This window comes from Deinococcus actinosclerus (assembly GCF_001507665.1).
Taxonomy (GTDB): Bacteria; Deinococcota; Deinococci; order Deinococcales; family Deinococcaceae; genus Deinococcus; species Deinococcus actinosclerus.
Window position 1 is genome coordinate 1,628,519 of record NZ_CP013910.1, and the last position, 18,428, is coordinate 1,646,946.

An 18,428-nucleotide genomic window follows, 5' to 3' on the forward strand; every position below is an offset into this window, starting at 1 on the left:
TACATGTTGGACAGAGGAACGTCAGCCCGCGCGGGCGGCCAGGTCCCCCAGCACGTCCGCGAGGGTTGTGCGGGCCAGTTCGGCTTCCATCGCGGCCTGCGCGCACCCGAAGCGGGCCTCCAGGGTGGCCTGGATGTTCGCGCCGACCGGGCAGGCCGGGTGCGGATGCTCGTGCAGGCGAAACACGCTGGCCTCGCCGTTCACGGCGCGGTACACGTCCAGCAGGGTGATGTCGCGCGGGTCGCGGGTCAGGCGCGCGCCGCTGACACCCTGCTGGGTGGTCAGCAGGTCCGCGCGGCGCAGCAGGCCCGTCACGGTCCGGATCACGACCGGATTGGTCCCGACGCTGGCGGCGATATCGGCCGAACTGGCGTGCTCGGGGAACTGGCTGATGATGCTGAGCACATGCACCGCCACGGCATACTGACTGTTCACGCATTCACCTCCACCAACATGTCATCAATTTACTTACAGGTGGCACAGAAGTCAAGGGCGGAGTCTCCCCCGCCCCCTGGACGTCAGCGGCCCAGGCGGACCGTGACCACCGTGGTGTCCGTGAAAGGCTGCACGTTCACCGCGCGGCCCACGTCCACCAGGAAAGCGTTCCAGCCGCGCTTCAGGCCCGCCTCAAAACCTTTACTGGCGGTCACGTTCACGTCGGTGTTCACCCAGACCACGAACAGGTTCGCGCCGCGCACGTCGGCCATAGCCTCACGCAGCGTCTCGTTCTCGTCCCGGCGGCCATTGTTGTTCTGGTCGCGGTACGTGAAGAGTTTCAGTTCCGCCACCTGCGCCGGGCCGCTCACCTGCACGGGGTCGATCACGCCGGGCCAGTTCACGTTCTGCGGCGTCAGCGTGACCTGCGCCCGCGCGGTCGGGGCGGTCACGGGGAGTTCCAGGCTGAACTGGCCCTTCTCGACCGGCACGCTGCTGACCTCCTGCACCACCTGTCCGAAGGGCGTCACGACCACACCGGCCACGCGCAGGTCGGGTGGCAGATTCCCCCCGGCGACCGAGCCGCGCACCGTCAGGGCGTCAGCGGCACCGGCGGCCAGCAGAACAAGGGAAGTGGCGAGTGTGAAGGTCTTCATACACCCAGTCTACGCGCGTGGCTGACGCCCATGTGACCGCAGGTGACGATCAACATTCACCCGGGTCTCATGCCACACCCAGAGGAGCTGAAGGCAGTCGGGCAACTGAACAGGCCAATGAACAGGAGGGCTGCCCACGCGGGCAGCCCTCCCGGGACAGCAGGGGCGCTTACTTGTTCAGCGCCTGCTTCACGAGGTCGATGATCTCGGGCATGGTATCGGCCACGGGCACGTTCGCCGCCTTGAAGGCCGCGAGCTTGCTCTCGGGGGTACCGACGTCCCCCATGATGATCGCGCCGGCGTGACCCATGCGCTTGCCCTTGGGCGCCGAGCGGCCGCTGATAAAGGCCACGACGGGCTTCTTCATGTTCTGCGCGATGTACTCGGCGGCGGCTTCCTCGTCGGCGCCACCGATCTCGCCGATCACGACGACCGCGTCGGTGTCGGGGTCGGCCTCGAACAGGGGCAGCACGTCCGCGAAGGTCGTGCCGATCACGGGGTCACCGCCGATGCCGACGGTGGTGCTCGTGCCCATGCCCGCGTCGTTCAGCAGCTTGGCGGCCTCGTAGGTGAGGGTGCCGGAGCGGCTGATCAGGCCGATGCGGCCGGGGTTGGCGTAGATCTTGTTCGGCATGATGCCGACCTTGGCTTCCCCGTTCGTGACCAGACCGGGGCAGTTGCCGCCGATCAGGCGGATGCCCTCGCCACCCTGGGCGCGGCTCTGCGCGTCCAGGGTCTTGACTTCCTGCACGGCACGCATCATGTCCACGGTGGGCACACCCTCGGTGATCAGGACGATCAGGGGCATGCCGGCGTGCGCGGCTTCCAGCACGGCGTCCGCGGCGCCCGCGGGGGGCACGAAGATGATGCTGACGTTCGCACCGGTCGCGGCCTTGGCTTCCGCGACACTGTTGAACACGGGCCAGCCTTCGAAGTCGGTACCGCCCTTGCCGGGGGTGACGCCCGCGACGACCTGCGTACCGAAGTCCTTCATGGCGCGGCTGTGGCTCGCGCCTTCACGGCCGGTCATGCCCTGCACGATGACCTTGCTGTCCTTGTTGACGAGGATACCCATTACTTGTTCGCCTCCTTGGCGGCCTCGTCGGCAGCCTCAAACATGGTGGGGTACATCTGGATCAGTGGGCTGTTCACGTCCGCCAGGAGGGCCTTGGCCTCGTCCTCGGCGGTGCCGGCGATGCGCATGCGCACGGGCTTGGTGAGGATGCCCTCGTTCAGCGCCTGGATGACGCCCTTGGCGACCTCGTCGGCGCGGGTGATGCCACCGAAGATGTTGATGAAGATCGCCTTGACGTCACTGTCCTTGCTGACGAGCTTCACGGCGTTGTACACGACCTCGGCCTTGGCGCCGCCGCCGATGTCGAGGAAGTTCGCGGGCTTGGCGCCGGCGCGGTTCACGACGTCGAGGCTGGTCATCACGATGCCCGCGCCGTTGCCCAGCACGCCCACGTTGCCGTCGAGCTTCACGTACGCGAAGCCGTACTTGCTGGCCTCGATCTCGAGGGGGTGCTCGGCTTCCAGTTCGCGCCAGTCGGCCAGGTCCTTGTGGCGGTACATGGCGTTGTCGTCGATCTCGAACTTGGTATCCAGCGCCAGCGGGGTGCCGCTCTCATCCACGAACAGGGGGTTGATCTCGACGAGCACGGCGTCACGCTTCAGCGCGGCCTCGCTCATCTTGACCATCATGTCCGCGATCTTGTTCAGGTTGCCCTTGAAGCCGGCCTTGATGGCCACTTCGCGCGCCTCGTAGGGGCGCAGGCCCGTGACGGGGTCCACGCGGTGCTTGATGATCTTCTCGGGGGTGGCGGCGGCCACTTCCTCGATCTCCATGCCGCCCTCGGCGCTGGCCATCAGGGTGTAGCTCTGCACGTTGCGGTCGACGATCATGCCGACGTAGTACTCGGTCCCGGCGTCGATGTCCACGGCCTTGGTGACCAGGACCTTGTTCACGGTGAGGCCCTTGATGTCCATGCCCAGGATCTTCTCGCCGTTCTCGAAGGCCTTGTCCTCGGTGGGGCTGAACTTCACGCCGCCTGCCTTGCCGCGCCCGCCGACGTGCACCTGCGCCTTCACGACGACCGGCTGGCCGTACTCGCGGGCGATCTGACGCACCTCGTCGGGGGTGCGGGCAACTTTGCCGTCCTGAACGTTCACGCCGAACTGGCGCAGAATTTCCTTACCCTGGTATTCGTGAAGTTTCACGACTGTTCCCTCCTTGGGGTGAGTGACCGGCATTGGCCGCTTTCATTTGTCCCGATCAACGAGTATAAGCGCACTTTTGAAAAACCCCGCGCGGCTGTCTCCGGTGGGGGAACAGGCCCGGTCCAACCGTGACCGGGCGCGCGTCCACAGCCGCTCAGTCAGGACCGGGCGGCGGGCGCCGTGTTACTTTGCCTGTCATGACTCAACTTCAGGAGTTGCGCCGCGCGCTGAGCCGCGCGGGACTGGACGCCGCGTGGATCAGCGATCCCGCCAACGTCCGCGCCGTGAGCGGGTTCAGCAGCGGCAAGGACGGCAAGGTGCTCGTCACGCAGGGCGCCGCCACGCTGTACACCGACGCGCGCTACACGGTGCAGGCCGCCGAGGAGTCCCCGCTCGACACGTTCATCGCGCGGCCCCCCGCCACGCTGGAGCACGCCGCGCCGGGTCTGACGGGGCTGCGGGTGGGCTTCGAGGCCGATCACCTGACGGTCGCCGCACTCGAAGACCTGCGCGAGCACTGGCCGCAGGCGACGCTGGTGGCGGTGCAGGGACTAGTGCAGAGCCTGCGGGCGGTGAAGACCGGCGCGGAGGTGCAGGCCATCCGTGACGCCCAGGCGCTGGCCGATCAGGTGTTCGCGGAGGTGCGGCCCCTGATCGTGGCGGGCGCGCGCGAGCTGGACATCGCCAGCGAGATCGAGCTGCGGCTGCGCCGCGCGGGCGCGCAGAGTGCCTTCGACCTGATCGTCGCCAGCGGCCCGCGCGGGGCGATGCCGCACGGCACGGCCAGTGACCGCGTCATTCAGGACGGCGACCTCGTGACGGTGGACATGGGCGCGCAGCTGCGCGGGTACAACAGCGACATGACCCGCACGGTCGCGGTGGGCACGCCCGGCGCCGAGATGGCCCGCGTGTACCGCGCCGTGCTGGAAGCCGAGGAGGCCGCCGTGCGCGCCGTGAAGCCCGGCGTGCGCACCGCCGATCTGGACCGGCTGGCGCGCGACATCCTGACCGGGCACGGCCTGGGCGAGGCGTTCGCGCACTCGCTGGGGCACGGCGTGGGCCTGGAGGTGCACGAGGCGCCCAGCCTGCGCGGCACGAGTGACGACGTGCTGCAGCCCGGCATGGTCATCACCATCGAGCCCGGCGCGTACCTGCCCGGCGTGGGCGGCGTGCGCATCGAGGATCTGGTGCTCGTGACGGACAGCGGCTACGAGGTGCTCAGCCAGTCGCCGAAGGAGCGGCTGTGAGGCTGCGCGCCGCGCTGCTGGCGGCGCTGCTGCTGGGCGCGGCGCAGGCCGGCACGTACCGCGTCAGGGCCGGGGATACCCTCTGGGAGATCGCGCGGACCCACGGCGTCAGCGTGGGCGCCCTGCTGCAACTGAACGGGCGCCGCGACCAGACGATCCGCGTGGGCGAGGTCCTTCAGGTGCCGACCCCGGGCGGCGCGACCATCCGCGCGGCGTCCCTGGCGCCGGCCGCCGCCCCGCAGGTCTTCCAGCAGGGGCAGGCGGTGTACTACGGCGGGCGGAACCATCCGCAGACGAGCATGACGGCCGCGCACCTGAGCCTGCCGTTCGGGACGTGGGTGCGGGTCACGCATGTCCGCACGGGCCGCAGCGTGGACGTGGTGATCAACGACCGCGGGCCGTTCGGCGCGCAGGCCCGCGTCATCGACCTGTCCACCGAGGCGGCGCGGGCCCTGGGGATCATCTCCGAGGGGATCGCGCCGGTCACGCTGAGTGTCCTGAGCCGCCCCTGAAGCCCGCAGAGGCGGGCGGGCGGTGTAGAATCGTTCGGGTTTCAACCACACACGACAAGTTGATGTGCTTCACCCACCGAGGAGGATGGTTTCAATGACGATGGAAACGGCACTGCTGACCCTGGACACCCTGGCCAAGTACCTGAAGGAAAAGGAAGTCCAGCTGGATATGGAAGAGAACAACGGCCAGCGCTTCATCCGCATGGGCTGGCGTTTCGAGATGGGCGACGCGGCCGTGCTGGTCAGCGTGAACGACGGCCCGAACAACACCAGCCGCCTGGAGATCACCTGCGTGACCCAGAAGCAGTACGGTGACCGCCGCGACGAGGTCGTGAACATGCTCAACGACCGCAACCGCGAGCGTGCCTTCGCCCGCAGCATCGACGCCGACGGCAACGTGTGGCTGGAGTACGTGGGCTTCTACCCCACCCTGGCCGAGATGCCCCAGGAGACCTTCGACACGCTGTTCGGCGGCGTGCTGATGCACTTCCAGGACGACTACGCCTCGCTCGAGGGCTTCGTGCCCCAGATGCAGGTCCAGCAGCCCCAGGCGTAAGCCCCCGGGTCTGAGGAGCGGGCGGGACAGGATCCCGCCTCGCTCCACCACTATTAAGTGAATAGTTTCACGATTTTGCTTACACGTGAAATCTTTGCCCTCTTGCAGATAGTCATGATGGAGGGGACCGGACGAAGGCGGCCCCGGTCCCCCTCCGTCCCCGATGTCAACGGCGCGCGGCCAGCAGTTCCTCCAGGCGGGCCACGTAGCCTTCCAGGGTCCGGAAGGTCGCCTCGACCGGCGCGGGGCTCAGCATGTCCACGCCCGCCTCGCGCAGCGCGTCGATGGGGTCGAGACTCCCGCCCGAGCGCAGGAAGCGCAGGTAGGACTCGCGCGCAGCCTCCGGGTCGGCGCTGAACTGCTCGAGGATCTGGTGCGCGGCGCTGATCCCGGTCGAGTACTGGTACGCGTAGAAGTTCGCGTACAGGTGCGTGCTGAACTGCGCCCACAGGATGCCGCTGCGCTCGCGGTCCATCGTCACGCCGTCCCCGTAGCCCTCCGCGAGCAGGTCGGCGGTCAGGGCGATCAGGTCCGGGGCGCTGAGGGTCCCCCCCGCCTCGATCCGGCGGTAGGCCTCCAGCTCGAAGGCCGCCAGGGTCGGCATGATGAAGAAGTACCGGTGGAAGTTCGACAGCGCCTCCTCGATGATCTGCACCTCGAACTCGGTGTCCCCGGCGGCGCGGGCCTGCGCCAGGAGGTGCTGGCGGACCATCGCCTGGTTGAAGTTGCTGGCGACCTCGGCGTGGAAGAGGGTGTAACGGGGCACGCCGTACCCGTGTTCGCGCTGCGAGAGCAGGGAGTGCATGGAGTGCCCGATCTCGTGCGCCAGGGTGGAGTACGAGTTCATGGTGCCGTTCCAGGTCATGAAGATGTACGGCTTCACGCGGCCGCCGCCGTTGCTGTACGCGCCCTGGCGTTTGCCGTCGTTCTCGGCGTAGTCCACCCACCGTTCGGTGGTCAGGCCGGGCACCATGTCGCGCACGTAGTCGGCGCCCAGGGGGGCCATGCCCTCCGCGAGCCACTGCACCGCCTGCTCGTAGGACACGGCGCGGGGAGGGACCAGCGCGGCCTTCACGTCGTACTCGCGCAGTTCGGGCAGGCCCAGCCACTCGCGGCGCACGCGCCAGTAGCGGTGCCAGACCGGCGTGTTCGCGCGGTACGTGTCGAGCAGGGTGGTCACGACGGCGGTGGGGATGTTGTCCGGGGACAGGGAGGCGCTGATGGTGTCGGGGTAATTTCGGGCGCGGGCCAGGAACACGTTCTGGCGGACGTTCGTGGCGTACATCGCCGCCTGCGAGTGCCGCGCGGCGAGGTGCGCGTCCGCGTAGCCCTCCCAGGCCTCACGGCGCACCTCGCGGTCCGGGTGGGCGGTCAGGCGGTCCACGTTGCCCTGCATGACGGTCTCGCCGCCCGCCGTGCCGAAGCGCAGGTCCATGTTCGCCAGCGCGGGGTGAATGCCGCGCTCGGAGGCGAAGGGCGCCTGCACCGCACCGAGGAGTGCCTCGACCTCGGCGCTGCGGACGTGGGGCTTGCCGCGCAGGATGCGTTCCAGGCGCACGCGGTGCTCGGCGAAATCGGGCGTGTCCAGCCAGCCGCGCACCAGAGCGTCGTCCAGCGCGAGCAGTTCCGGGCGGAAGAACGCAGTGGTGCTGCCGAACTGGGCGCCCAGGGTGGAGGCGCGGTCGCGGCGGGCGGCGGCCACGGCGTCGCGGCCGTCCACGCTGGCGGTCATGCCGGCGTAGGACATGAAGCGGCCCAGGCGCAGTTCGAGATCGTTCGCGGCGCGCAGGTACCCCAGCAGGCCCCCGGGCGTGCCGAGCTGTCCCGCGTGGGCAGACAGCGACCCGAGGTCGCGGGCCAGGGCGTCCCCCTCGGCCGACCAGGCGTCGGGCGTGTCGTAGAGGGCCTCGATGTCCCAGGTCTGGTCACGCGGCACGTCGCTGCGGGGCGGCAGCGCCTTGATCGTTTCAGTTGGCATGCCGGAGGCTAACACTCTGCGCGCGGACGCGGGTTTACAGTGACCCCCATGTTTGGACGGACCCTGTGACCACCACCACCACCGCGCAGGGCAGCGGCCTGGGCGCCATGCTGCGCCTCCCGTACGCCCTGCCACTGGCCCTGAGCTGCTTTTCACTGGGCTTCGGCCTGTCGCTGGCCGTGCCGTACATGGCGCTGTACGCCGTGAAGAAGGCCGGCATGAGCCCGCTGCAACTGGGGATCTTCCTGACCGTGAACGCCATCAGCGCCGTCGCGGTCGCCACGCTGCTGGCCCGCTGGTCCGACCGGCTGCCCAACCGCAAACCCATCGTGCTGGCCACCATGGCCGCCGGCACCGCCGCGTACGCCCTGATCGGCGTCACGCCGCACTTCGCGGGCCTGCTCGTGATCGGCGCGGCCCTGCTGTCCCTGGGCGCCGCCGCGTTCCCGCAGATGTTCTCCTTCGCGCGGGCCAGCCTGCAGGACGTGCCGGGCGATCTGGCCGACCGCGCCATGACCCTGCTGCGCGCCGTGTTCAGCCTGTCGTGGGTGGTCGGCCCGGGCCTGGGCGCCGTGATCCTGGGCGCCGGGAACTACACGGCGGTGTTCCTCAGCGCCGGGGCGTGCTTCGCGCTCGCGGCCCTGCCGCTGCTGCGCGTGCCGGGGCGCCGCCCGCAGCCCACGCCGGGCATCACGCCGGACCTGCCCGACACGCCCCGCCCCGCCGCGCGCCGGGCCATCGCGCTGGGCGCCCTGGCGTTCGTGCTGTACGGCATGAGCATGCAGATGGGCATGGCGATGTTCCCGCTGTTCATCACCGAGACGCTGCGCGGCACGAGCGGCGAGGTCGGCTTCCTGGTGGGCCTGTGCGCCCTGCTGGAAATCCCGGTGATGATCGCGCTGGTCACGTGGCGGCGCCTGCCGGGCGTACCCACCCTGGTCGCGGCGGGCATGGCGCTGTTCGTGGCGCACTTCGCGCTGGTGTACCTCGCGGACAGCATGCCGCTGCTGATCGCCGCGCAGGTCATCCGCGCGGTCGTGCTGGCGATCCTGGCGGGGCTGGGCATGACGTACTTCCAAACGCTGATGCCCGGGCGCTTCAGCGCCGCCACCACGATGTTCGCGAACACCGGCAGCATCGGGGGGATGCTCAGCGGGATCACCTCGGGCGCCGTCGCGCAGACGCTCGGGTACCGCAGCGTGTTCCTGGTGTGCGCCGCGCTGACCCTGCTGGGCTTCCTGGTGATGACCTGGACGCACCGCCGCCGCCCCGCCCAGGAGCCTGCGCAGCACCTGTGAACGCAAGCGGCAGGCGGCCCTCCCCACTCACCGGGGAGGGCCGCCTGCCGCTTGAAGATTCAGTTCTGCGTGCAGCCCTCGCGGATGCTCGCGGCGAGCGCGCCGACGTCCTGCCCGGCCTTCACGGCGTTGATGAACGCACTGCCCACCACGACGCCGTCGGCGACCTGCGCGACCTGCGCGGCGGTCTCGGCGTCCTTCACGCCGAAGCCCACGGCGACGGGCACGCGGGCGTACTGGCGGGCCAGGGCCAGCATGGCGGGCACCTCGTTCAGGGCGCTGCCCTCGCGGGTGCCGGTCACGCCGGTCACACTGACAGCGTACAGGAAGCCGGTGCAGGCCTCCGCGACGAGTTTCACGCGCGCCGGTGTGCTGGTGGGCGCGATCAGGAACGTGACGGCCATGCCGTGCTCGGCGGCCAGATCCGCGATCTCCAGGTCCTGGTCAGGCGGCAGGTCCGGAAGGATCAGGCCGTCCACCCCGGCCTCCTGCGCCAGCCGCATGAATTCACGCGGGCCGACGGCGTAGATGGGGTTCACGTACGTCATGATCACGATGGGCGTGTCGTGCCGCGAGCGGAGTTCCCTGACCAGCGCGAGGGTGTGGCGGGTGCTCGTGCCGCCCGCGAGGGCCTGCTCGCTGGCGCGCTGGATGGTGGGCCCGTCGCCCAGCGGGTCGCTGTAGGGAATGCCGACCTCGAGGATGTCCGCCTGCCCGAGCAGGGCGTCCGCGACGGCGGGGAACGCCTGCGCGGTAGGGTAACCGGCGGTCATGAACGGGATGAACGCAGCGCGGCCCTCCTGCTTGGCGCGGGCGAAGGCGGCGTGCAGTCGGGCGGCGCCCGGGGTGGTGGGGGTCAGGGTGGCGGTCATGCGTGCACCTCCGGGGTGCGGGGCGCGGGCGCGGCGTCCTGCTCGCGGCCCAGGTCGAGGAGGCGCATCACCTCGGCCACGTCCTTGTCGCCGCGGCCGGAGAGGTTCACGACGACCGTCTGGTCGGGGCGCATGGTGCGGGCGAGGTTCACGGCGGCGTGGATGGCGTGCGCGGTCTCCAGCGCGGGGATGATGCCCTCCAGGCGGGTCAGGAGTTGCAGGGCGTCGAGCGCCTGCGCGTCGGTGACGGGCACGTACTGCGCCACGCCGGTCTCCGAGTACAGGCAGTGCTCGGGGCCGATGCCGGGGTAGTCGAGGCCCGCGCTGATGGAGTGCGGGGGGACGATCTGGCCCTCGTCGTCGTTCAGGAGGTACATCATCGCGCCGTGCAGCACGCCGACGCGGCCCCCGGCGACGCTCGCGGCGTGCTTGCCGGACTCGACGCCCTCACCGGCGGCCTCGGTGCCGATCAAGAGGGGCCGCTCGTGTTCGGGCAGGTACGCGAAGGGCGCGAAGATGCCGATGGCGTTGCTGCCGCCGCCCACGCACGCGACGATGGCGTCGGGCACCGCGCGGCCCTCGAGCGCCTGGTGCTGCACCTTGACCTCCTCGCCGATGATGGACTGGAAGTCGCGGACCATCGCGGGGTACGGGTGCGGCCCGACGACGCTGCCGAGGATGTAGAAGGTGTCGCGGACGTTCGTGACCCAGTCGCGGATGGCCTCGTTCGTGGCGTCCTTGAGGGTGCTCGTGCCGGACGTCACCTCGCGGACCTCGGCGCCCAGGAGTTTCATGCGGAACACGTTCAGCGCCTGACGGCGGATGTCCTCGGCGCCCATGTACACGATGCACTCGAGGCCCAGCAGGGCGGCGGCGGTGGCGCTGGCCACGCCGTGCTGCCCGGCGCCGGTCTCGGCGATGACGCGCTGCTTGCCCATGCGCTTGGCGAGCAGCGCCTGCGCGAGGCAGTTGTTGATCTTGTGCGCGCCGGTGTAGTTCTGGTCCTCGCGCTTGAGGTAGATCTTCGCGCCGCCGGCGTGCTCGGTGAGGCGCTGGGCGAGGTACAGCCCGCTGGGGCGACCCACGAAGTCCTTCAGGAGACGGTCCAGTTCGTTCAGGAAGGCGGGGTCGTTCCGGGCCTCGGTGTAGGCGGCCTGGAGTTCGTCCAGGGCGGGGATGAGCGTTTCAGGCACGTACCGTCCGCCGAAGCGGCCGAAGCGGCCCCGTTCGTCCGGCTGGGGGTAGGTGGGGAGTTGGAGGGACATGCTGACAGGGTAGGACTGCCGTGTCGAACGGGCGTTAGGCAAACTTAGACAAGTCATCTAAGTTTGTGGGGTCAGGCACCAAGTGCCGCCCGCCCGATCTCAGTCCGCCACAGGGGCAGGAGGTCGGCCGCGCTCACCTCGTCCGGCACCGACCAGCCCAGGCTGCGGGCCAGTTCCGACAGCACCCGGCCCGGCCCGTCCCCGACCTCACGCAGCGCCTGCACGGGCGGGGCGCCGCCACGTTTCGCCAGCCGCTCCCCCCGGAAATCCAGCATCAGCGGCACGTGCCAGTAGCGGGGCGTGGGCAGCCCCAGCGCCCGCTGAAGCGCCACCTGCCGGGGCGTGGCGGTCCAGAGGTCCTCACCACGCAGCACGTCCGTCACGCCCGACGCCGCGTCGTCCACCACCACCGCGAGGTGATACGCGAACACCCCGTCGTTGCGCCGCAGCACCACGTCCCCCACCTCGGCCGGGAGGTGCTGGCAGAGTGTCTCGCCGCGCCACCCGTCCCGGGCGCACACCACCTCGTCGGGCACGCGCCAGCGCAGCGCCGCCGGACGCTCCGGGTGCAGACTCCCGGCCCGGCAGGTGCCGGGATAGACCGGCTCCGCGCCATGCGGGGCGCCCGCGCTGTCCTGAATGGCCGCCTGCACCTCCCTGCGGGTACAGGTGCAGGGGTAGGTATCCAGGCGCGCGGCGGCCGCGCGGTACAGGTCCAGCCGCTGCGACTGGATGACCTCCTCGTCCCAGTCGAGGCCCAGCCACTCCAGGTCGGCGCGGGTCACGTCGTACGCCCAGGCGCGCACCCGCCCGGTGTCCAGATCCTCGAAGCGCAGCAGGTGCCGCCCCCCCTGCGCGCGGGAGTGCAGCCACGCCAGCAGCGCCGTGCGGGCATTGCCCAGGTGCATCGCCCCGGTGGGACTGGGCGCGAAGCGGCCCACCACGCCCGCCGTCACTCCTTCTCCTTCAGGTCGTCCCACAGGGCCACGAACACGCCCACGACCACCGCGCCCAGCGCCAGCGCGTGCAGGACACGGCCCAGGCCCGGCGCCCACCCCAGCGCGTTCCAGATGGTGAAGAGCTGCCACCAGTCGTGCGTGTCCGGGTCACCCGTGATCAGCGGCAGATTCCGCAGCGGCGCGTCCGCGACGTACGCCGACACCCCCGCCAGCGAATGCGCCAGCCACAGCGTCACCAGTCCCGCCGCGAAGCGCTCGCCGCGCGCCAGGAACACCCCGATGCACGCGGCGGGCACGAGCAGCTGGAACAGGCTCCCGCCGAGCAGCATCACGACCTCCCCCGCCCACATGAGCAGCACGTGCCCGGCCTCGTGGAAGATCAGGTTCACGTTCCCCAGGAAGCCCGGCTCGCCAGGGCGCACCACGCCCGGCAGCGTCACCCACAGGCTCAGCAGCAGCCCCAGCACGCGCGGCCACCACGTCGGCAGGGTGAGCGTCAAGGGCGCTGCCGCTCCCGCAGCCACGCCAGCAGCAGGTCCTCGACCAGCTCACTGACGCTCTCGCCGCCGTCCGCGCGGACCTGCCGCCACACGGCCCGCACGGTCTCCTTGCGCAGGTACACCGCCTCCAGCCGCTCCGTGCCGCCCACGCGGGACTCGTCCGGGGCGGGAGCACTCTTGCGCGCCCCACCCTTCTTCCCACCCTTGCCGTTCTTCCCCAGGTAATCGAAGCGGCCCACGGTCACCACAACTCGCGCGACAGGGTCTCGATGTCCGCCCAGGCGGCCAGGGCGCGCGGGTCGCGCACGTCCCGCGCCAGGACGCCCAGCTCCGCCGCGCGCTGGTAGGCGAGGTACGACCGCACCAGCGTGTTGCACACCGTCACGCCCCCCTCACGCAGGTCCTCACGCAGCACCTCGGCGGCGTGCCCGACCGGAGGCACCCGCGTCAGGATCACGCGCGACTGCCGCGCCGCACCCTCCTCCGTCAGGAAGTCCAGCAGTTCGCGCGTGGCGTCCACCTCCAGCGGGCTCACGCCGCTGGGCACCAGGATCAGGTCGGCCCGCTCGGCCAGCTGGCGCAGGTCCTTGCGGCGCGGACGGCCCTCGGTATCGATCAGCACGAGGTCGAAGGCCGCGAGTTTCTTCGGTTTCACGTCCTCCGCCGCGACGACCGGGAAGGGCAGCGCCCCGGCCCGGCCCGCCCAGCGGAGGCTGCTGCCCACCCGGCCGTCCTCGTCCACCAGCAGGACATTCTGGCCCTGCGCGTGCGCCGCGCCCGCCAGATGCACAGCCAGGGTGCTCTTGCCCACGCCGCCCTTCTCCGAAGTGATCGCCGCCACGCGTGCCATATGCCCGGAAGCGTAGCAGACGCGGCGGCGGCCCCGCGTCAGGCCGCCCCGTACCATGGGGGCCGATGATCACGCCCGAGCAGACTCAGGAACTCCACGCCAGCGAGATGTACTGGACGGCGCGCGCCATGCAGGAGCAGGGCAGCCGCTTCTACCGCGCGCTGGGCGACGCGCTGCACGCCGCCGACGCCGCCAACCGCCGCCTGATCCTGGACACCTGGCCGGACGCCTGCTGGGACTTCTACCGGCGTGGCCTGCGCCTGCGGGCCGCCGAGGGCGAGGGCTGACCCAGCAGCGCCAGCGTGATCTCGCGCAGCGCCGTGACGAGCAGCGACCACAGCGAGGCCGGGCGCACCCGGGCCAGTCGCTCCCGGCGGCGCGCCACCCGCTCCTGCGCCGCCGGTTCCGCGCCGGGGAGGGGCTGGCCGATCAACAGATGCAGGGCCGCGCGCCAGAAGGTCATCTACCCAGTACGCGTCCCGGATGGCAGAGGTTGCCGCTTCGCGACGGCCGCCACGGTGCGCGGGCGCGCGGGGCGTAGAGTGGGCCACCATGAGCACCCCGACCCTCCTGGCCGTCTTTGCCCACCCCGACGATGAAGCCTTCAGCGTGGGCGGCACCCTCACCCACTACGCGCGCCGGGGCGTGCGCGTCGTGCTGGCCTGCGCCACGCGCGGCGAGGCCGGGAAGATCACGGTGCCCGGCATGACCGTGGACGACCTGGGCGCGCAGCGTGAGCAGGAACTCCGCGCTGCGTGCGAGGCGCTGGAGATCGGCCCCCCCGTGTTCCTGGACTACCACGACTCCGGCCGCTACGAACGCACCCGCCACGACGACCCGAAGGCCCTGATGAACGTCAACCCGCTGGACGTGGAGGTGAAACTGCGCGCGCTGATCGAGGACGTGCAGCCGCAGGTGATCGTCACCTTCGACCCGCACGGCGGGTACGGGCACGTCGATCACCTCCAGATGCACCGCGCGACCGTCGCGGCGTTCTTCAGCACCGGTCACCTGCCGTACGGCGGGCCGCAGCGGCTGTACTACACCGCGCTGACCACCGAGGCCGCGCAGGGACTGGCCCGCATGGGGCAGGACCTCGATCCGCTCGTGTACGGCGTGGCGGCGAACACGCTGGCCGTGCAGCTGGACGTCAGCGCGTACGCCGCGAACAAGAAGGCGGCCCTGATGGCGCACGGCACGCAGACCGGCGAGCAGAGCCTCCTGGGCCGCATGACGCCCGAAGAGCGCGACGCGATGGAACGCCGCATGCTGGGCACCGAGGGCTTCAGCATCGGCGGCACCCGCACCGCCCTGACGAACTACCCGCTGGGCGGCCTGTTCGACGGGCTGGGCTTCGACGGGCTGAACTGAGACGCGATTTGCCCTGAACCAACAGCGCCTCCCGGTCTGGTAAGGCAGGCCGGGAGCTTTCTCTGCACCCCGGCTGTGGGCAGCAGAAAGGCACCCGGACTTGGAATCCGGGTGCCGTCTGGTCTGGGTGCAGGTCAGCGCTTGCGCTTGCCGCCGGCGGGCTTTTTCGCCGCGCCGCCGCCGCCCCCACCACCGTGGGTGCGTTCCTTGGCGTCGCGCATGAACGAGCGGAGTTTTGCCTCGAACTGCGGGCTCTGACGGCCGATCGCGCGGGGGCGGGGCACTTCCTCGGGTTCCTCGAGGAGCTCCTTGATGGAGAGGTCGAGGCGACCGCGTTCGTCCCGGCCCAGAACCTTCACTTCCACGTTCTCGCCCTCGCGGACGTGGTCATGAATGTTCCGCACGAAGGAGTGCGCGATCTGCGAGATGTGCACGAGGCCCGTCTCGCCGTTCTCGAACTGGATGAACGCGCCAAAGTCGGTCACGCGCGTCACGCGGCCCTCCACGACCGCGCCGGAATCAAGCTGCACCAAAGGAAGTCTCCTTGCAAAGCATGAGTCGCATCTTACACCATCCCCGCCCCGGGTGGGCGACACCTGGGTGCGTCCATGAGTGTCACGCTAGAGTGCAGCTCATGAAGTTGCGCGGCACCCTGGGCGGCCTGAACCTCCTGATCGAACCCGGCGATACCGGCAGCAGCGTGCAGGACGCCCTGAGTGTCCGCACGGAGCTGCTGGCGAGCGCCGTGACCCTCGAGTTGCAGGGCGACGCCGACCCCGAGGCGGTCGAGGCGGCCCTGCACGCCATCCGCGCCGCGGGGGGCACGCCGGGGCGCGTGCGGGCGCCGCGCGTGAGCGTCCCCACGCCCGCCCCCGCGGACAGCGCGCCGCGCCCGGCGCCGCTGCCCGCCCGTACGGAGATCCTCACGCACACGCTGCGCGCCGGGTACCACCGGGAGTTCCCGGGCAGCGTGATCGTGCTGGGTGACGTGAACCCCGGCGCGGAGATCCTGGCGGGCGGGGACGTGATCGTGGTGGGCGCGCTGCGCGGCGTGGCGCACGCAGGCCTGGGCGGGCACGCGGACGCGATCGTGTGGGCGAGGCCCATCGCCAGCACGCAGATCCGCATCGGGGACGCCGTGGCGCGCGCGCCCGAGGGCAGCAGCCTGAGCAACATGCGCCACCGTGAGGACCAGCCGCTGGCGGAGATCGCGCGGCTGCAGGACGGCGTGATTCACATCGACGTGCAGAAGTAACGGCAGCAGGGAGGGGCGGCCAGATTGACCCTGGCCGCCCCTCCCCAACTCGCTTACAGCTCCGGGAAGCGCACGCCGCCCAGCAGGCGGTTCAGTTCGGCGGCCAGGGACAGCAGGCGGCCCTCGCTCCCGGCGGGCGCGACGAGCAGCGCGCCGTTCGGGGTAGCCGCGCCGGCGGGCGTGACGGGCAGGGCGAGGCTGGGGTACCCGGCCTTCGCAGCCAGTCCGTAACCGTGGATGCCGGGGAAGATGATCAGGTCGAGCCCCTGCGCGAACAGCGGGTCGAAGCCGCGCGTGCGGGTCAGGCGCAGGTCGCGCTCGCGGGCCTGGAGGTAGGCGGGTTCGGTCGCGTCGCCGCGGGTGCCCTGCGAGGCGTGCAGCAGGGTCTGCCCGTAGCGCAGCAGGCGTTCCGGGTCGGCGTCGTTCGCGTCGATGACCGCCTGGAGGCTGCGCGGGCCGGTCGTGACCGTGCGCAGGTAGGCGTTCAGGTCACCCTTGAATTCGTGCTCCAGCACCTCGAGGCTCCAGCCGTGGGCGTTCAGGTCGGCGCGGCTGGGGAAGGCGACGTCGTGCAGGGTCGCGCCCGCGTCGAGCAGCGTGGCCGTCAGGTGGTCGAGGGCGGCGGCCTCGTCGGGCGTGACGCCGTTCTCGTCGCGGATGACGCCCAGGTGCGCGCCGCGCAGCACGTCGGGCAGCACGGTCAGGTCGGGCACCGGGAGGCGGCGGGTGGCCTCGTCCTGGTCGTCGGGCCCGGCGATGACGGCCAGGATCATCGCGGCGTCGCGGACGCTGCGGGTGATGGGCCCGGCGGTGTCCTGGCTGTGGCTGATGGGCACGATGCCGGTGCGGGGCACGAGGCCCAGGGTGGGTTTCACGCCGATCACGCCGTTCTGGTGCGCGGGGCTGACGATGCTGCCGCTGGTTTCCGTGCCGATCGCGGCGGCGCACAGGCGCGCGGCGACCGCCGCGCCGCTGCCGCTGCTGCTGCCGCCGGTGTCCAGGCCGTCCCCCCAGGGGTTCACGGTCTGCCCGCCCGCACTGGAGTACCCGTTCGGCATGGCGAGCGTCATGAAGTTCGCCCACTCGGTCATGTTCGCCTTACCCAGGATCACGGCCCCGGCGTTGCGCAGCCGGGTCACCAGGGGCGCGTCGGTCTCCGGGACGTGCCCGGCGAGCAGGGCGCTCCCGGCGGTGGTGGGCAGGCCCGCGACGTCGATGTTGTCCTTGATGAGCATGGGCACGCCGTGCAGCGGGCCGCGCCGGTCGGCGCTGACGGCGTCCAGGCGGTCCGCGTCGGCCTGCGCGGCCGGGTTCACGGTGATCACGGCGTGCAGGCGATCGTTCAGGGCCTGGAGGCGGCCCAGGTACGTGCGGGTCACCTCGCTGCACGTCAGGTCGCCCCGGCGGGTGGCGGCGGCCAGGGCGGCGGCGTCCAGGTCAAGGATCGGGTCAGGTTGCAGGGTCACGCCCTCCACTGTACGCACGTCTAAGTCCGGCGGCCGTGGGCTGGGACGCGGTACGGTAGCGTTCAGGGCATGAGTGACCCAGCCCCCGCGACCGCTGCCGTGCCCGTTCTCACCGCCGGGGTGGTGGCGTTTCAGGGGAATCCCGGTTCGTACGGGGAGATCGCCGCGCTGAACGCCGTGGCTGGCATGGCCGAGACGCGCGGGTACCCGACCTTCCACGAGGTCGCCCGCGCCGTCGAGACCGGCGAGGCCGAGTACGGCGTGCTGCCGGTCGAGAACAGCCTGATGGGCGCGATCCACCAGAGCATCGACCTCCTGAGCGAGACGGACCTGCACGTGGTCGGCGAGGTCGTCGTGCGGGTGTCGCACTGCCTGATGGCGCTGCCCGGCGTGGAAATCGGCGACATCCGCCGGGTCGCCAGCCAGCAGCCCGCGCTGGACCAGTGCACGGACCTGATCCGCCAGCACGGCTGGCAGCCGGTCGCCGCGCACGACACGGCGGGCAGCGCGAAGAACCTCGCGCAGAGCGGTGAGCGCGACCTCGCTGCGATCGCCAGCGAACGCGCCGCGCAGCTGTACGGGCTGAACATCCTCCAGCGGAACATCGAGGACGAACCGTTCAACTACACGCGCTTCATGATCCTGGCCCGGCACGAACCCGCCCCGTCGGACGCGCCGCACAAGACCAGCCTCGTGTTCGCCGTGCGGCACACCCCGGGGTTCCTCGTCGAGACGCTGAACGAACTGCGCGGCCTGAACCTCTCGCGCATCGAGAGCCGCCCTCGCCGCGACCGCGCCTGGAGTTACCTGATGTACGTGGACATCGAGGGCGACGCGCGCGACCCGAAGGTCGCCCAGGCGCTCGCCGGGGTGCTGCGCAAGGCCAGCTACGCGAAGATCATCGGCTCGTACCCGAGTGCCCAGGGCACCGTGAACTGACCGCAGGGACCGGTTAACCTGACCGGCCCGGTCACTTTGCGCGCCACGT

General features: G+C 70.8%; 22 protein-coding genes. 8 read left to right on the forward strand and 14 right to left on the reverse strand.

What is annotated here, in order from left to right; all coding sequences use genetic code 11:
• Positions 1–21: 21 nt before the first annotated feature.
• The 4 genes from AUC44_RS07945 to sucC all read right to left on the reverse strand — a co-directional run bounded on the left by AUC44_RS07945 (position 22) and on the right by sucC (position 3,311).
• Positions 22–435 carry an Rrf2 family transcriptional regulator gene (locus AUC44_RS07945; RefSeq protein WP_062158152.1) on the reverse strand — a complete coding sequence of 138 codons (414 nt, stop codon included), beginning with the start codon at positions 433–435 and terminating at the stop codon, positions 22–24.
• Positions 436–518: 83 nt separating this feature from the next.
• Positions 519–1,091 (reverse strand): hypothetical protein, encoded by a 573-nt coding sequence (locus tag AUC44_RS07950; protein ID WP_062158153.1) that lies wholly within the window; start codon positions 1,089–1,091, stop codon positions 519–521.
• A gap of 169 nt (positions 1,092–1,260) precedes the next feature.
• Positions 1,261–2,166: a succinate--CoA ligase subunit alpha gene (gene sucD / locus AUC44_RS07955; protein ID WP_062158154.1), complete on the reverse strand. Its 906-nt coding sequence runs from the start codon at positions 2,164–2,166 to the stop codon at positions 1,261–1,263.
• On the reverse strand, positions 2,166–3,311 hold the full coding sequence (gene sucC, locus AUC44_RS07960; protein WP_062159747.1) for an ADP-forming succinate--CoA ligase subunit beta: 1,146 nt from the start codon (positions 3,309–3,311) through the stop codon (positions 2,166–2,168). The genes sucD and sucC overlap by 1 nt, the downstream gene beginning before the upstream one ends.
• Positions 3,312–3,508: 197 nt before the next feature.
• Between sucC and AUC44_RS07965 the strand changes: the two genes are divergently transcribed.
• The 3 genes from AUC44_RS07965 (at position 3,509) to AUC44_RS07975 (ending at position 5,626) form a co-directional block, all read left to right on the forward strand.
• Positions 3,509–4,558: a M24 family metallopeptidase gene (locus AUC44_RS07965; RefSeq protein WP_062158155.1), complete on the forward strand. Its 1,050-nt coding sequence runs from the start codon at positions 3,509–3,511 to the stop codon at positions 4,556–4,558.
• Positions 4,555–5,070 carry a septal ring lytic transglycosylase RlpA family protein gene (locus tag AUC44_RS07970; RefSeq protein WP_062158156.1) on the forward strand — a complete coding sequence of 172 codons (516 nt, stop codon included), beginning with the start codon at positions 4,555–4,557 and terminating at the stop codon, positions 5,068–5,070. The genes AUC44_RS07965 and AUC44_RS07970 overlap by 4 nt, the downstream gene beginning before the upstream one ends.
• Before the next feature lie 94 nt (positions 5,071–5,164).
• Positions 5,165–5,626, forward strand: coding sequence for a type III secretion system chaperone family protein (locus AUC44_RS07975; protein WP_062158157.1), 462 nt, complete (start codon positions 5,165–5,167; stop codon positions 5,624–5,626).
• Positions 5,627–5,792: 166 nt separating this feature from the next.
• Here AUC44_RS07975 and pepF read toward each other — a convergent pair whose 3' ends face one another.
• Positions 5,793–7,604, reverse strand: coding sequence for an oligoendopeptidase F (pepF, locus tag AUC44_RS07980; protein WP_062158158.1), 1,812 nt, complete (start codon positions 7,602–7,604; stop codon positions 5,793–5,795).
• Positions 7,605–7,669: 65 nt separating this feature from the next.
• Between pepF and AUC44_RS07985 the strand changes: the two genes are divergently transcribed.
• On the forward strand, positions 7,670–8,902 hold the full coding sequence (locus AUC44_RS07985; protein ID WP_231724387.1) for a sugar efflux transporter: 1,233 nt from the start codon (positions 7,670–7,672) through the stop codon (positions 8,900–8,902).
• Between the two features lie 59 nt (positions 8,903–8,961).
• Here the strand turns inward: AUC44_RS07985 and trpA are convergent, their stop codons facing one another.
• The 6 genes from trpA to AUC44_RS08015 form a co-directional block, all read right to left on the reverse strand.
• Positions 8,962–9,774 carry a tryptophan synthase subunit alpha gene (gene trpA, locus AUC44_RS07990; RefSeq protein ID WP_062158159.1) on the reverse strand — a complete coding sequence of 271 codons (813 nt, stop codon included), beginning with the start codon at positions 9,772–9,774 and terminating at the stop codon, positions 8,962–8,964.
• The gene (trpB, locus tag AUC44_RS07995) at positions 9,771–11,039 is read right to left on the reverse strand and encodes a tryptophan synthase subunit beta (protein WP_062158160.1); all 1,269 of its coding nucleotides are present in this window, start codon (positions 11,037–11,039) and stop codon (positions 9,771–9,773) included. The genes trpA and trpB overlap by 4 nt, the downstream gene beginning before the upstream one ends.
• Before the next feature lie 71 nt (positions 11,040–11,110).
• Positions 11,111–11,947, reverse strand: coding sequence for a tRNA glutamyl-Q(34) synthetase GluQRS (gene gluQRS / locus AUC44_RS08000; RefSeq protein WP_062159749.1), 837 nt, complete (start codon positions 11,945–11,947; stop codon positions 11,111–11,113).
• A gap of 44 nt (positions 11,948–11,991) precedes the next feature.
• On the reverse strand, positions 11,992–12,498 hold the full coding sequence (locus AUC44_RS08005) for a hypothetical protein (RefSeq protein ID WP_157445235.1): 507 nt from the start codon (positions 12,496–12,498) through the stop codon (positions 11,992–11,994).
• Entirely contained in the window at positions 12,495–12,743 is a 249-nt protein-coding gene (locus AUC44_RS08010) for a hypothetical protein (RefSeq protein WP_231724388.1), read from the reverse strand. Before AUC44_RS08010 ends, AUC44_RS08005 begins: the two co-directional genes overlap by 4 nt.
• Complete coding sequence (locus AUC44_RS08015; RefSeq protein WP_062158162.1) at positions 12,740–13,348, reverse strand: ParA family protein; 609 nt, start codon at positions 13,346–13,348, stop codon at positions 12,740–12,742. The genes AUC44_RS08010 and AUC44_RS08015 overlap by 4 nt, the downstream gene beginning before the upstream one ends.
• Positions 13,349–13,413: 65 nt before the next feature.
• Here AUC44_RS08015 and AUC44_RS08020 point away from each other — a divergent pair, with 65 nt between their 5' ends.
• Positions 13,414–13,635, forward strand: a complete 222-nt coding sequence (locus AUC44_RS08020) for a hypothetical protein (protein ID WP_062158163.1) — start codon at positions 13,414–13,416, stop codon at positions 13,633–13,635.
• On the opposite strand, the gene AUC44_RS08025 is transcribed toward AUC44_RS08020, so the two are convergent.
• Positions 13,590–13,811: a hypothetical protein gene (locus tag AUC44_RS08025; RefSeq protein WP_062158164.1), complete on the reverse strand. Its 222-nt coding sequence runs from the start codon at positions 13,809–13,811 to the stop codon at positions 13,590–13,592. The two genes, AUC44_RS08020 and AUC44_RS08025, sit on opposite strands and share 46 nt — an antisense overlap.
• An 89-nt stretch (positions 13,812–13,900) precedes the next feature.
• On the opposite strand from AUC44_RS08025, the gene AUC44_RS08030 reads away from it, so the two are divergent.
• Positions 13,901–14,719: a PIG-L deacetylase family protein gene (locus tag AUC44_RS08030; RefSeq protein ID WP_062158165.1), complete on the forward strand. Its 819-nt coding sequence runs from the start codon at positions 13,901–13,903 to the stop codon at positions 14,717–14,719.
• Between the two features lie 134 nt (positions 14,720–14,853).
• On the opposite strand, the gene AUC44_RS08035 is transcribed toward AUC44_RS08030, so the two are convergent.
• The gene (locus AUC44_RS08035; RefSeq protein ID WP_062158166.1) at positions 14,854–15,252 is read right to left on the reverse strand and encodes a S1 RNA-binding domain-containing protein; all 399 of its coding nucleotides are present in this window, start codon (positions 15,250–15,252) and stop codon (positions 14,854–14,856) included.
• Between the two features lie 101 nt (positions 15,253–15,353).
• On the opposite strand from AUC44_RS08035, the gene AUC44_RS08040 reads away from it, so the two are divergent.
• Positions 15,354–15,974, forward strand: coding sequence for a septum site-determining protein MinC (locus AUC44_RS08040; protein WP_062158167.1), 621 nt, complete (start codon positions 15,354–15,356; stop codon positions 15,972–15,974).
• Positions 15,975–16,027: 53 nt separating this feature from the next.
• On the opposite strand, the gene AUC44_RS08045 is transcribed toward AUC44_RS08040, so the two are convergent.
• Positions 16,028–17,440 carry an amidase family protein gene (locus AUC44_RS08045; protein WP_082688989.1) on the reverse strand — a complete coding sequence of 471 codons (1,413 nt, stop codon included), beginning with the start codon at positions 17,438–17,440 and terminating at the stop codon, positions 16,028–16,030.
• A gap of 69 nt (positions 17,441–17,509) precedes the next feature.
• Between AUC44_RS08045 and AUC44_RS08050 the strand changes: the two genes are divergently transcribed.
• A complete protein-coding gene (locus AUC44_RS08050; protein ID WP_058976504.1) occupies positions 17,510–18,379 on the forward strand; it encodes a prephenate dehydratase in 870 nt (289 codons plus the stop codon).
• Positions 18,380–18,428: the final 49 nt, after the last annotated feature.